Source organism: Mycoplasma sp. 1890 (genome assembly GCF_053851615.1).
This window is the reverse complement of record NZ_JBSQAZ010000020.1, coordinates 1-1,429: the sequence shown is the minus strand read 5'-3', so window position 1 is coordinate 1,429 and position 1,429 is coordinate 1. Positions and strand designations below refer to the sequence as shown.

Annotated in this window: 2 protein-coding genes; both read left to right on the top strand. The window is 27.5% G+C overall.

Annotation, left to right across the window (positions count from 1 at the left end; translation table 4 throughout):
• A partial coding sequence (locus ACWXVO_RS03140) for a hypothetical protein (protein WP_456002576.1) occupies positions 1-334 on the top strand: 334 nt, incomplete at its 5' end.
• Positions 335-1,172: 838 nt separating this feature from the next.
• Positions 1,173-1,429 (top strand): hypothetical protein (locus ACWXVO_RS03135; protein WP_456002573.1); only part of this gene is annotated, 257 nt, incomplete at its 3' end.

The following is a 1,429-nucleotide window of genomic DNA, read 5'->3' as shown; positions in this document are numbered from 1 at the left end:
TGCTTTTGATTTTCCACTAGAAGATGACTATATCGAAAATGAGTTAGATATATTCCCATCAAATGAACCTGAATCAAGTGAACCATGGGAAACTCATGAACCAAATCATAATAGTCCTTGAGAGTGAGATGAAGGCGCTGATGAAGTCTCTCCAAACGAACCAGACCATAATCAACCATGAGATGAAGATGATGAACCAGATAAGCCAAAAGTTTTACAAACAACACAAGATGCAAGTAAATTGGCCGATTTTTTTGCAAATCTACTTAGCGGTAGTTTAGGAAGCTATGGTATCCAAAGTGATAAAGATGGCCTTACATTTCAAATAAATTAAATTTTATAATAATTAATTTTTTATTCTAAACCAGATATAAGTCTGGTTTTTTATTATCAATAGGGTTAAAAATTAATATTAAAATGCGAATAAAACTTATTAAGCATGGCTAAAAAATGCCGTTTTTAAGCCAAAATACCTTGTTGAAGTTAAGAACAAAAAATGCGATGCATATTCAAAAGCCTAGATATTTTGTGAATAAAAATTGAAAATTATATACAAAAAGCCCCATTGTTCAAATAGAACAAGAGGAGAATAATAAAAAAAGAAAATTACTTTTCAGAACTTTAGCCAACATTAATAGTAGTAATTTGCAGCCCTTACTTATAAAACAAACCAAACCACTAAAAATCTAACATCTATAAATTCTAAAACTAGTGAACAAAAATGATTTACAATCAGTTTATGAAACTATTAAAAGTATTCTGCCAAAGGATACTCTAAATGATATTAGACATAAAAATAAACATATTAAAAATTGATTGGTTGGAAATTCATTACCAAAAAATATAATCTTAGATACTCCACAAAAAAGGTGTCGGATGAGAAAATGAACTAGATAATTTTATTTTTTAGTAAGTAAGGATACTTTGCAAGGAAAAACTATAAAAAATGCTTATAAACTGAATAAATTATGATTAAAAAATTCAGTAAGCGTTGAAAAAAGTAAATTTATATAAAAATTTGTGTCTAAATATAGGATACAATTTTTAGTTTCTTATTTATAAAGAATGTTAGAACTGTTTTCAAATATATGATAAGCAGCTTATTATAATTGTGAGCTCGTTCCAGTTTAGTATGATCAAAAAAAATTAAGGAATTTACTGATAGAATAGCAATGGAATGTAGTATTAACTTATTGAATAACTATGAGGCGTTGCCTTCCTCAAATAGCCAAATTAATTTTCCTTGATTGGCAAATAATATTAATCCAAACATTATTCAAGAAAGCATTAATGCCGCAAATGAATTTATTAACTTCTTACTTGAATCAGAAAGAAAACGGCTAGTTTCTGAAGCAAAAACCGCAGAAGAAATGATTGAAATTCTTAATAATCAAAAGAATGAAGTTTTGCGCGAATTTAAACTAAAATT